General features: G+C 59.3%; 11 protein-coding genes. All 11 read right to left on the reverse strand.

The window, feature by feature from the left end; genetic code table 11:
* Positions 1 to 48 precede the first annotated feature (48 nt).
* Positions 49 to 279, reverse strand: coding sequence for a KH domain-containing protein (locus O9H32_RS11410; protein ID WP_269866220.1), 231 nt, complete (start codon positions 277 to 279; stop codon positions 49 to 51).
* Between the two features lie 24 nt (positions 280 to 303).
* Entirely contained in the window at positions 304 to 576 is a 273-nt protein-coding gene (gene rpsP / locus O9H32_RS11415; RefSeq protein WP_269866221.1) for a 30S ribosomal protein S16, read from the reverse strand.
* Positions 577 to 615: 39 nt separating this feature from the next.
* A complete protein-coding gene (gene ffh / locus O9H32_RS11420) occupies positions 616 to 1,989 on the reverse strand; it encodes a signal recognition particle protein (protein ID WP_269866222.1) in 1,374 nt (457 codons plus the stop codon).
* Positions 1,990 to 2,023: 34 nt separating this feature from the next.
* A complete protein-coding gene (locus O9H32_RS11425; protein WP_269866223.1) occupies positions 2,024 to 2,374 on the reverse strand; it encodes a putative DNA-binding protein in 351 nt (116 codons plus the stop codon).
* A 181-nt stretch (positions 2,375 to 2,555) separates the two neighbouring features.
* A complete protein-coding gene (ftsY, locus tag O9H32_RS11430) occupies positions 2,556 to 3,554 on the reverse strand; it encodes a signal recognition particle-docking protein FtsY (RefSeq protein ID WP_269866224.1) in 999 nt (332 codons plus the stop codon).
* Positions 3,555 to 3,811: 257 nt separating this feature from the next.
* Positions 3,812 to 7,387, reverse strand: a complete 3,576-nt coding sequence (gene smc, locus O9H32_RS11435; protein ID WP_269866225.1) for a chromosome segregation protein SMC — start codon at positions 7,385 to 7,387, stop codon at positions 3,812 to 3,814.
* A 138-nt stretch (positions 7,388 to 7,525) separates the two neighbouring features.
* On the reverse strand, positions 7,526 to 8,230 hold the full coding sequence (rnc, locus tag O9H32_RS11440) for a ribonuclease III (RefSeq protein WP_269866226.1): 705 nt from the start codon (positions 8,228 to 8,230) through the stop codon (positions 7,526 to 7,528).
* Between the two features lie 96 nt (positions 8,231 to 8,326).
* Complete coding sequence (gene fabF / locus O9H32_RS11445) at positions 8,327 to 9,565, reverse strand: beta-ketoacyl-ACP synthase II (RefSeq protein ID WP_269866227.1); 1,239 nt, start codon at positions 9,563 to 9,565, stop codon at positions 8,327 to 8,329.
* Between the two features lie 150 nt (positions 9,566 to 9,715).
* Positions 9,716 to 9,949, reverse strand: a complete 234-nt coding sequence (gene acpP, locus O9H32_RS11450) for an acyl carrier protein (protein ID WP_013919534.1) — start codon at positions 9,947 to 9,949, stop codon at positions 9,716 to 9,718.
* Positions 9,950 to 10,036: 87 nt separating this feature from the next.
* Positions 10,037 to 10,777: a 3-oxoacyl-[acyl-carrier-protein] reductase gene (gene fabG / locus O9H32_RS11455; RefSeq protein ID WP_269866228.1), complete on the reverse strand. Its 741-nt coding sequence runs from the start codon at positions 10,775 to 10,777 to the stop codon at positions 10,037 to 10,039.
* Between the two features lie 60 nt (positions 10,778 to 10,837).
* On the reverse strand, positions 10,838 to 11,779 hold the full coding sequence (gene fabD, locus O9H32_RS11460) for an ACP S-malonyltransferase (protein ID WP_269866229.1): 942 nt from the start codon (positions 11,777 to 11,779) through the stop codon (positions 10,838 to 10,840).
* Between the last annotated feature and the right edge of the window lie 36 nt (positions 11,780 to 11,815).

An 11,815-nucleotide genomic window follows, 5' to 3' on the forward strand; every position in this document is an offset into this window, starting at 1 on the left:
TCATAATAAAAGAGAGCTAGGAGCAGCTCCTAACTCTCATACTTTCCATTACGAAACGATTTCAACCGAAACGCGTTTCGACTCCTTCACTGCAGCGGATGTGACTACGGTTCGAAGCGCCTTGGCGATGCGTCCCTGCTTCCCGATCACTTTGCCGACATCGTCGGGGTGAACGGCAAGCTCGAACGTAATGCTGCGTTGATCTTCGGTCCGTGTCACGCGTACTTCATCCGGATGATCTACCAATCGCTTCGCGATTACGGTCACAAGCTCCTTCATCGGTACCTCCGTATCCTTTACGGATTACTTCTGCAGTTTCGATTCATGAAACTTCGTCAGGATGCCAGCTTTGCTGAACAGGCTGCGAACCGTGTCAGAAGCTTGCGCACCGGATTGAAGCCATTTCAGTGCTTTTTCTTCATCGATCGTTACAGCGGCTGGTTGAGCAACCGGATTGTAAGTACCAATTTCCTCGATGAAGCGACCATCACGCGGGGAACGGGAGTCCGATACCACGAGACGGTAGAAAGGAGCTTTGTGAGCGCCCATACGCTTAAGACGAATGCGAGTTGCCATGTATTTCACCTCCCCATTAGAGTAAGATCTTCGGATGTATTAGAACGGGAATTTCATCCCGCGGCCGAGCTTTTTCATCTGCTGCTTCATTTGCTTGTTGCCCTTCGGGCCCATCATGCCGGAGAACTGCTTCATCATCTTCCGCATGTCGTCGAACTGCTTGATAAAGCGGTTGACGTCCTGCACGGAGTTGCCGCTGCCCGCCGCCAGACGCTTACGCCGGCTTGGGGAGAGCAGATCCGGATTCGAACGTTCTTCCTTCGTCATGGACTTCACGATCGCCGCGATGCGCTGCATCTGCTTATCGTCCACTTTGATATCCTTCATGCCCTTCATCTTGCCGGCACCCGGCAGCATGTCGAGCAGCTGATCCAGCGGCCCAAGCTTCTTCACTTGTTCCATCTGGTCAAGGAAATCATCGAAGGTAAACTCGGCGGTGCGAAGCTTGCGCTCCATCTCCTTCGCCTTGTCGGCATCAATGCCGGCCTGTGCCTTCTCGATCAGGGTGAGCATGTCCCCCATCCCAAGAATCCGCGAAGCCATACGCTCCGGATGGAACGGCTCGAGCGCATCCATCTTCTCGCCCATCGCCGCGAACTTGATCGGGCAGCCGGTAACCGCCTTGACTGAGATCGCCGCGCCGCCCCGGGTGTCGCCGTCGAGCTTCGTCAGCACGACGCCTGTGAGCGGCAGCTGCTTGTGGAAGCTCTCCGCCACGTTCACGGCGTCTTGACCGGTCATGGCATCGACCACGAGCAGGATCTCGTGCGGCGTTACCGCTTCGACGATCTGCTTCAGCTCATCCATCAGGTTCTCGTCGATATGCAGACGGCCTGCGGTGTCGATGATGAGATAGTCGTTGTTATGGTCCTTCGCATGCTGCAGCGCCTGCTTCGCAATCTCCACCGGGCTGACTTGATCGCCCAGCGAGAAGACCGGCACTTTAAGCTGTTCGCCGAGCACCTGCAGCTGCTTGATCGCTGCCGGCCGGTAAATATCGGCGGCGGCTACCAGCGGACGGTGATTCTGCTGCAGAAGCATCTTCGCAAGCTTACCGGTGGATGTCGTCTTACCGGCCCCTTGCAGACCCGCCATCATAATGACGGTCGGCGGCTTGTTCGAGCGGGCCAGCTTGCTCTGGGACCCGCCCATGAGATCTGTCAGCTCTTTGTTGACGATGTCGACAACGACCATCGCCGGGGTGAAGCTCTGGAGCACTTCCTGGCCGATGGCCCGCTCCTTCACTTTCGCTATGAATTCCTTGACGACCTTAAAGTTCACGTCCGCTTCCAGAAGTGCCAGACGCACTTCGCGCAGAGCCTCGTTCACGTCGTCTTCGGTGAGCTTGCCCTTGCCTCTCAGCTTGCTGAACACATTCTGGAGCCGGCTGGCCAGTCCCTCAAATGCAGCCACAGGTCGTCACCACCTTACAGGATGTTGTTATGTGTTAGTCGAGCTCATTCAGCCGGCCGATCAAAGCCCCAGCTTGAAGCTTCCGCTCCGCCGTCAAGCCCTCGCACAACGCCTCAAGCTCTTCCATCAGATGAGCCCGCTGCTCGTGCTTGAGCGCCAGGGACAGCTTCGCCTCATAATCTTCAAGGACCGCTTCGGCCCGCTTGATATGTTCATATACCGCTTGGCGGGAGATCCCGAACTCGGTAGAAATCTCGCCGAGCGAATAATCGTCGTGAAAGTAAAGTCTCATAAAGATCTGCTGCTTCTCAGTCAGCAGCTTCTCGTAGAAAGCGAACAGGAGATTAACCCGGTTCGTCTTCAATAGGACGCCGTCCTCGGTCACCGTGCTCACCCCCGTTAAGGTAAAACACTTTACAGCGTGAACAACAGAACCTATCATACCCAATCCGCCAAAGGATGTCAAGCATTTCTCCTTGTCAGTCTTTCAGCCCCCGTAACAGGTGTCCGCAAGGATTCCAATCCAGGCTGCCAAGAAGGCTTCCTACATGACTTCCAATGGGGTTCTACGCCTGCTCTTCCTGCTTGTCCCCTTCGGCAATCCACTTGCTGAACAAGGCATGCACGAACTGGTCGGAATCGAACGGCTGCAGGTCGTCCATCTTCTCCCCGAGGCCCACGAACTTCACCGGCAGCTTCAGCTCCTGGCGGATGGCTACCACAATCCCGCCCTTCGCCGTGCCGTCGAGCTTCGAGAGCACGAGACCCGTGAGGCCCGACTTCTCGTCGAACAGCTTCGCCTGCGAGAGCGCGTTCTGTCCTGTCGTCGCATCGAGCACCAAGAGCACTTCATGCGGCGCATCCGGAATCTCCCGCGTGATGACGCGGTAGATCTTGTTGAGCTCTTCCATCAGATTGACCTTGTTCTGCAGACGTCCGGCGGTATCGCACAGGAGCACATCCGCGCCGCGCGACTTTGCCGCCTTCAGCGCATCGAACATGACCGCCGCGGGATCCGAGCCCGCCTGCTGCTTGATCACATCGACGCCCGCGCGGCGTCCCCACTCTTCGAGCTGCTCGATCGCACCGGCGCGGAACGTATCGCCTGCCGCCAGGATGACCTTCTTGCCTTCGGACTTCAAGCGGTGCGCCAGCTTGCCGATGGTCGTCGTCTTGCCTACGCCGTTGACGCCGACGAACAGAATGACCGTCGGGCCGGAAGCGGCCATCTTCAGGCCAACCTGCTCATCTCCCCGGAGCAGGGCGATGAGCATTTCGGAGAGCACGGGCTGCAGGTCGCTCGGGTTCTCGATTTTGCGCTTGCGCACTTCGCTGCGGAGATCCTCGATTAGCTTCATGACCGTATTCACGCCCACGTCGGCACCGATCAGGATTTCTTCGAGCTCCTCATAGAAATCCTCGTCGATTTTTTTGCGGCGGGAGAACAAGTCGTCCACGCGCTCCACGAACACGTCGCGGGTCTTCGTCAAGCCTTCTTTGAATTTGTTCGTTACCGCCTCAGTCTTGGCCGTAATGGATTCTTTCAGCTTCTTAAAAAAACTCACGGGGCACCTACCTACCTTTATTGGATGATCATGCTACTATTGTCCACTATGGAAGGGGGGCATGTCAAAGTGCCTCCCAGGCTCCTCTTCCCGCCCTCGCTTCGGCTCTCCGCTCCCTTCTCCGTACTCCATCGACAAGAATCGTCCGGGCTCACATTCGCGACTGTAAACGACCGAAAACAGACCCCGCCGCCCGAAAGCGATGAGGTCCGTAATCACAACTGGCCCGGCTTGCCGGCAAGCCCAAGGCTAAGGCGTCAGCCGGCTTCCATGATCGCATCGTCCTCTTCGAGCCGGACGGAGACGAGCTTGGATACGCCGCCTTCCTCCATCGTCACCCCGTACAGCACGTCCGCTTCTTCCATTGTGCCCTTGCGGTGCGTGACGACGATGAACTGCGTCTGCTCGGAGAATTCCCGGAGATACTCCGCGAAGCGTGAGACGTTCGCTTCGTCGAGCGCCGCCTCCACCTCGTCGAGCACGCAGAACGGCACCGGCTTCACCCGGATGATCGAGAAGAGCAGCGCGATCGCGGTCAGCGCCCGCTCGCCGCCGGAGAGCAGCTGCAGGTTCTGCAGCTTCTTGCCTGGAGGCTGGGCGACGATCTCGATCCCCGTGTCGAGCAGGTTGTCCGGCTCCGACAAGATGAGATCCGCCCGGCCTCCGCCGAAGAGCTTCGCGAAGACGACGACGAAATGCGAGCGGATCGCATCGAACGTCGTGCGGAACCGCTTGCCCATCTCCTCGTCCATCTCGCGGATGACGAGGTACAGGGCGGTCTTCGCTTCGACGAGATCGTTCTTCTGCTCGGCGAGGAACTGATAGCGCTCGTTGACGCGCTGGAATTCCTCTACCGCTCCGAGATTGACATCCCCGAGAATCGCGATCTCCCGCTTGAGATCCCGCACCTTGTTCTGCGTGCCCAGCACATCCTCCGGCACCGGATACTTGGCTTTGGCCCGCTCGTAGCTCAGCTCGTAGTCCTCGGACAGCTTCTTGAGCAGGTTCTCGAGCTCGACATCGAGCCGGTTGACGCGCACCTCGGTCTGGTGCAGCTGCTCTTCCACCTGGCGCAGCTGCGTGCGCTGCTCCCGCGTCTTGTTCTCTTCCGCTTCCAGCTTGGCGCTCCACTGCGCCCGCTCCGCCCGCTTCAGATCCAGCTGCTCGGAGCACTGGTCGCGCTTCAGCTTCAGCTCGTTGAGCTGCTCGGTCTGCTCGACCGATTCCTGCTCATGGCTGCCCATGTCCCGGTCGAGCTGTCTGAGCGCATCCCGGTTGCCCTGCAGCTCGCTGCGCAGCGCCTGGAGTTCCAGCTTCAGCCGGCTCTCCTGCCCCTGCAGCGATTGCTTCTCCTGCAGGTGCGAGGCGGCCTTGACTTTCAGGTCGGTGAGCTGCGTCTGCAGCTCCTCCTTCGCGAACTCGCTCGCCTTGCGGCGTACCTCCGCGTCGCGGATCGCCTGCTGCAGCTCCGTTTCCTGGCGCTGCAGCCGCTCCAACGCCGCTTTCGCTTCCTGCCCGCGCCGCTCCAGATCGCGCCGCTCCTCGGTCATCGTATCGCCGTCCGCCCCATACAGCGCGAGCTGCTCGGCGACCTGCTTTGCTTCCTGCTCCAGCGGAGCGAGCGAAGCGCGCACCTGCTGCTCCTCGATGCGGCGGCTCTCGCCTTCGGCGCGCAGCTCGTCGAGCTGGCGGTTCGCCTCGGCGATCTCGGTCCGCATCGCCGCCGCCTTGCCGCGCAGGCTCTCGAGCTGGGACTCGGACAAGGAAATCTCCTTGTCCATCTCTTCGATCTGCCGCTGCCGGCTGAGCAAGCTGCCCGTCTTCTTCTGCTGCGATCCCCCCGACATGGATCCGCCGGGGTTCACGATATCACCGTCCAGCGTAACCACCCGGTAGCGGTACTGCACACGGGCGGCGATCCGGTTCGCCACTTCGAGCGAATCGGCAATGATCACGTTGCCGAGCAGGCTGCCCGCAATACTGCGGTAAGGTTCGTCGAATTTCACGAGATCCACAGCGATGCCGACGAAGCCTTCCATGCCCTGGATGCTGCGCTGCTCGTTGTCCGGTACGCTCCGGCCCCGGATGACATCCAAGGGCAGGAATGTCGCTCTTCCGAGCTGCCGTTTCTTCAGGAATGCGATCGCGTCGCGCCCGTTCGCCTCGCTCTCCACCACGACGTGCTGCAGCGCGCCGCCGAGCGCCGTCTCCACGGCCGTCTCGATGTGCGCCGGCACCTTGACGAGCTCGGCCACGGCTCCGCGGACGCCGCGCAGATCGCCGCGGTCCTTCGCTTTCAGCACTTCCTTGACGCCGTGCATGAAGCCGTCATAGTCATTCGCCATCTCCCGCATCGTATCGCGGCGGGAGATCATGCTATCGAGCTTCTGCTCCCACTTGCGGAGGGTGCTCTGGGCCTCCTCGGAGAGGAGCTGCTTCGACTTGAGCCCTTGGCTCACTTCTATGTACCGGCTGCGCATCTCCTCGATCCCGCTGACGGCTTCGCCGAGCCGCTTCTCGAGCTCCGCTTTGCGCTGCGTCAAGCCTTCCTGCTGTTCCTGCCACTTGCGGTGTTCGCCGCCCAGGCGGTCGATCCGCCGGCCTAGCGATTCGAGCTGCTGCTCGGAATACCGGACTTCGTTGCGCGCATTCGCCGCCTCGTTCAGCACCTCGAGAAGGTCGCCCTTCAGCCGGTCTTCCTCGGCGCTCGAGATGCCGCCCGCCACGCCGAGCAGCCGGTCTTCCTCGGCACGCAGCCTGCCTTCCGTCCCGGCCAGCAGCTCCGCCACTTCACGGATACGTCCCTGCAGCTCCGCCATCTCCGTCTCGCGTCCCGAGAGCCGCACTTCCTGTCCGCGGACAGCCAGGTCGAGCTGCGCGCGGTTGGCGGCATAGTTCTTTTTGCGCTCCTTGAGCACCTCGCCCTGGCCTTCGCACTTCTCGAATTCCGCACTGAGGTGCAGCAGATGCTGCTGCAGGCGCTCGACCTGCTCCTCCAGCGCCCGCATCTCCAGCCGGTGCGTCTCCAGCTGGGCATCGTGCACGGATACGAAGCCGGAGAGCTGCAGCTGCTCTTCCTTCAGCACCTCGAGCTTTTGATTCGTCTCGGTCCAGGTCTCGTAGATCTGTTCGATCTGGTATACGTACATCGCAATCTCGCTGGACTTCAGCTCCGCCTTCAGCTCCTTGAATCGGATCGCCTTCTCGGACTGCACCCGCAGCGGTTCCAGCTGGTCCTCGAGTTCTGTGACGAGGTCATGAATCCGCAGTAAATTCTGTTCGGTCTCCTGAAGCTTCTTTTCCGTCTCGCGTTTGCGCGATTTATATTTGACGATCCCCGAGGCTTCTTCGAAGATGCCCCGCCGATCCTCCGATTTGGTACTTAGAATTTCTTCGATCCGCCCTTGCCCGATAATCGAGTACGCTTCCTTCCCGATCCCCGTATCCATGAACAGCTCGGTAATATCCTTCAGACGGCAGGACTGCCGGTTGATGAGATACTCGCTCTCGCCGCTGCGGTGAACCCGTCGGGTCACCGTCACCTCCTGAAAATCAAGGGGCAGCGACTGGCTCGTATTGTCCAGCGTAAGCGAAACTTCGCCGTAATTGACTGCCTTCCTGGCGTCACTTCCCGCGAAGATGATGTCTTCCATTTTGCCGCCTCGCAGCGACTTGGCACTCTGTTCTCCAAGCACCCAGCGGATGCCGTCCGAAATATTGCTCTTGCCGCTACCGTTAGGACCCACAACGGCTGTAATGCCCTGAACGAACTCCAGTTCGGTGCGGTCCGCGAACGATTTGAAGCCTGATAATTCTATACGTTTCAAAAACAACGTTCACTCACCTCAGTTCCATTGTACCACATTCCTCCGCGAAAAAGGGAGACGGGGCGCCGTGGAAGCGGATCCCACCCTTACGAAAAAAACGGCGACCGCACGAGGCGGCGCCGCTTTCTTTCCTTCGGATTCCCTTCACTTCTGCTCCACTTTCACATTCAGCTTGGCAAGCGCCTCGGATGCCGCGTGCTGCTCCGCTTCCTTCTTGGACCGGCCCGTACCCTCGCCGAGCAGCTGTTCCACCAGGAATACGCGCGCCACGAACTCACGCTCGTGTGCTGGACCCCGCTCATCCACAATCTTGTATTCGAGGGCCCCCATGCTGTGCTGCTGGGTGTATTCCTGAAGATACGTTTTGTAGTCTGCCGTGAGCAGCTTGCCCTGCTGGGGGAGATGCGGGAACATATACTGCTGCAGGAACGTGCGGACCGTCTCCAGCCCCTGATCGAGATACAGTGCGCCGATGAAGGATTCGAAGACATCCGCGAGAAGGGCCGGGCGCGTTCTGCCGCCGGTAAGCTCCTCACCTTTGCCGAGCAGCACATAAGCTCCGAACTCGAGCTGCTCGGCGAAGCCGACAAGCGAAGGCTCGCAGACAATCGAAGCGCGGAGCTTCGTGAGCTCCCCTTCCGAACGATCCGGATATTTGTCGAACAAGTATTCCGATACCGTCAGCTCCAATACTGCATCACCGAGGAATTCCAGGCGTTCATTGTCTTTGTACTGGCCGATCCGGTGTTCGTTCACATAGGAAGAGTGAGTAAACGCTTGCCGGAGAAGATCGGGATTGCTGAATGCGATGTGCAACTGGGACTGAAGCTGCTTTAGGCTGCGATGCATGTCTTTATCACCTTCGTGTTAGCAGTTTGTTTTCCGGGAAGCGGGTACACGCCTTCCCGGAAACAATTATTTTAGTATAGACAGCCGCGTAAAAGGTTATGCTTCGTATTTCTTCAGGATCAGGGTTGCATTATGTCCGCCGAATCCGAACGAATTCGACATCGCCACATTCAGCTGAGCTTCCCGAGCCACGTTAGGCACATAGTCCAGATCGCATTCTGGGTCCTGATTCTCGAGGTTGATCGTCGGTGGAATCTTCCCGTCCCTCAGCGCCAGTGCGCAGACGATCGCTTCCACGCCGCCGGCCGCTCCGAGCAGATGGCCCGTCATCGATTTGGTCGAAGACACCGCCAGCTTGTAAGCATGCTCGCCGAACGCTCTCTTGACCGCCGTCGTCTCCGAACGGTCGCCTACTGAAGTGGACGTTCCGTGCGCATTGATGTAATCCACCGCTTCCGGCTCGATTCCCGCGTCCTTCACAGCTTTGACCATACAGCGCGCCGCACCGTCCGGATCCGGATCGGTCATGTGGTACGCATCGCCGCTGCGCCCGTAGCCGATGACTTCAGCATAGATCTTCGCACCGCGCTTCTGCGCATGCTCCAGCGATTCGAGAATGAGGATGCCGGCACCCTCGCCCATTACGAACCCGTCGCGGTCGCTGTCGAACGGACGGCTCGCCTTATGCGGCTCGTCATTGCGGGTCGACATCGCCCGCATCGCACAGAATCCGGCAACTCCGGTAGGAGAGATCGTCGCTTCGGCACCCCCGCAGATCATCGCGTCGGCTTCGCCGTACTGGATCGCCTTGAAGGCGTCTCCAATAGAGTGGGTCCCGGTAGCGCAGGCGGTAACCGCCGTGCTGTTCGGACCCTTGGCACCCGTCAGCATCGAGACCATGCCTGCCGCCATGTTGGCGATCATCATCGGAATGAAGAACGGGCTGACCCGCTTCGGACCTTTCTCGAGCAGAATCTTATGCTGTTCTTCCCAAGTCGACAGCCCGCCGATGCCCGAACCGATGTACACGCCGATCCGCTCGGCATCCACGCCTTCCTTCGGATTCAGGTTCGCATCCTTCAGGGCGTTCTTGGCCGCTGCGGCCGCCAGCTGAACGTAGCGGTCCATCTTGCGGGCCTCTTTGCGCTCCACGTAATCTTCCGCGTTAAAATCCTTGATCTCCGCTGCAATACGTGTCGGATATTCGCTGACATCGAAGGATTCGATGTGGGAAATGCCCGATTGTCCCGCAAGCAGAGCGTTCCAGAAGGTTTCGGCATCCTTGCCAAGCGCCGACATGACGCCGATCCCTGTAATGACTACTCTTTGTTTCAATATGTCCACCTCTATTATAAATAACTCTCGTTAGGCTTGTCGTTCCAAAGTGACTCCGATGATCCAGAGCGGTCCTATCCTTCACGGCGTAAACGAAATGATCCTGGGAATGGAGATAAGTCCCGTTCTATTGCAAACGGGACTTACGGCTTAAGTATGAGATTTTATGTACTCCACTACTTGACCTACAGTAGCGATTTTCTCTGCATCTTCATCAGAGATTTCCATATCAAACTCATCTTCCAACTCCATAACCAATTCTACTACATCGAGAGAATCGGCACCAAGGTCATCCTTGAAGTTTGCTTCAAGCGTCACTTCCGCCTCATCTACTCCGAGTCGGTCGACGACGATTTTTTTTACGCGATCCAAAATATCGGACATCCGGTTCACCTCCTCCATGGTATTATACTTAACTTATGGGCAAAATGCCATAGCCCGTCCAAACCTTAACAAAAAATCGCGAAACACCTACATATACATGCCGCCATCGACGTGAATCGTCTGCCCGGTCAGGTAGGACGCGTCGTCCGAAGCCAGGTACTTGACGGCCTTGGCGATGTCCTCCGGCTGGCCTAGGCGGGCCAGCGGAATCTGGGTCAGGAGCGCTTGGCGCATCTCCTCCTGGAGCTTCTCGGTCATATCCGTCTCGATAAAGCCGGGAGCGACGCAGTTCACGGTAATGCCCCGGGAGGCGAGCTCCTTCGCCGCAGACTTCGTCATCCCGATCACGCCGGCTTTGGCCGCCACGTAGTTCAGCTGCCCCGCGTTACCCATCGCACCCACGACGGAGGAGATATTGATGATGCGGCCCGAGCGCTGCTTCATCATCGGACGCGTCGCGGACTTGATGCAGTTGAACACGCCCTTGAGGTTCGTCTCGATGACTTGGTCGAACTCCTCTTCCTTCATGCGCATGATGAGGTTGTCGCGCGTGATTCCCGCATTGTTCACGAGAATATCGATGCGGCCGAACGTTTCAAGCACCAGCTTGAACATATCGTCGACTTCCTGCGCCGAGCCCACGTTCGCCTTGATCTTGACCGCCTTGCGGCCCAGCGCTTCCACCGCCTGCACCGTTTCGGCCGCAGCCGCTTCGCTGCCCGCATAATTGACGGCCACATCGGCTCCCGCTTCGGCCAGCGCTACAGCGATAGCTCGGCCGATCCCGCGCGAGGCGCCGGTGACCAGTGCTACTTTCCCCGTAAGCATGGATTCGTATTCCCCTTTCATGGTTTCGGCAGAACGGAATCCGGTAAGGCATGCGCCGATCTACCCTTGCGCTTCCCCGCCGAACTTCTCCAGTGACTCCAGGCTGTTGATACTGAAGATGGATGTGCCCCGGTCGATCTTCTTGATCAGCCCGGCAAGCACGCTGCCGTTCCCAAACTCGACGAAGGTGTCGACGCCTTGGGACAGCAGCCAGACTACACTGTCCTCCCATAAGACCGAGGAGTGCACCTGCTCCACCAAGCTCCGCCGGATCTCGGCGGGATCCTGGACCGGAAGGGCATTGACATTGGCCACCACCGGTACGGAAGCTTCACGCATGGAGAGTCCGTCCAGCACCTCCGCCAGCTTTGCCGAAGCCGGCCTCATCAGTGACGAATGGAACGGACCGCTGACTTCCAGCGGGAGGACCCGCTTCGCGCCGGCCTCTCTCCCGCGTTCGACCACGGCCGCCACGCCGGCCGCAGTGCCCGATACCACGATCTGGCCCGGGCAGTTCATATTCGCCAGCTCCACGACATTGCCGCTTGCGCTGATCTCGATGCACAGCGTCTGCAGCGCCTCCCGCTCCGCGCCGAGCACGGCCGCCATGGCTCCGATGCCGGCGGGCACTGCCTGGTCCATGAACTGCCCGCGGGCGCGGACCGTCCGGACGGCATCCTCGAAGCCAAGTACGCCCGCAGCGACCAACGCACTGTATTCGCCGAGCGAATGGCCTGCGACATAATCAGGCTGCACGCCGTACCGGCGCCGGAACAGCTCTAGATAAGCGACGGAGGTCGTCAGCAGCGCGGGCTGCGTGTGATACGTCAGCTTGAGCTCGCTCTCCGGCCCTTCGAAGATCAGCCGGCTGAGATCATACCCGAGCGCATGGTCCGCCGCCTCGAACAAAGCTCTCGATGCCGGATCCGCCTCCGCGATATCCCGGCCCATGCCGACGGCCTGGGCCCCCTGGCCCGGAAAAACAAATGCGATTTTGCCCATACTCTCTTCTACTCCTGTCGTAAGTTGCTAGGAAGC

Origin of the sequence: Paenibacillus caseinilyticus, from assembly GCF_027533645.1 — a bacterium.
Classification (GTDB): domain Bacteria; phylum Bacillota; class Bacilli; order Paenibacillales; family NBRC-103111; genus Paenibacillus_G; species Paenibacillus_G caseinilyticus.